This is a genomic window from Streptomyces beijiangensis (assembly GCF_017315755.1).
Taxonomy (GTDB): domain Bacteria; phylum Actinomycetota; class Actinomycetes; order Streptomycetales; family Streptomycetaceae; genus Streptomyces; species Streptomyces beijiangensis.
Genome location: NZ_JAFLRJ010001034.1, coordinates 1 through 221 on the forward strand (window position 1 = coordinate 1; position 221 = coordinate 221).

1 pseudogene is annotated in these 221 nt (G+C 68.8%); it reads right to left on the minus strand.

Annotated features, from left to right (window positions below):
* Window positions 1–211, minus strand: a pseudogene (locus J0695_RS40425) (2'-5' RNA ligase family protein); the annotation flags it as partial.
* Between the last annotated feature and the right edge of the window lie 10 nt (window positions 212–221).

Here is a 221-nt window from a genome sequence, read left to right on the forward strand (position 1 = left end):
GCGCGAACGCCCCGAACCCCAGCTCGAAGGCGTCATACGCCCCGAAGATCTCCACGAGCGCGCGCCGCACCCCGCCATCGATAGCGCTCTCGTGCAGAAACGGATAGAGCACGGTCACATGAGCGGGAAACCCGGCCCTGACCAGCGCATCGGCCTCCAGCACCTTGATGGTCAGCGCGGTGTCCCCCACCACGTCGCCCCACCCGCTCACGGCACCCTCC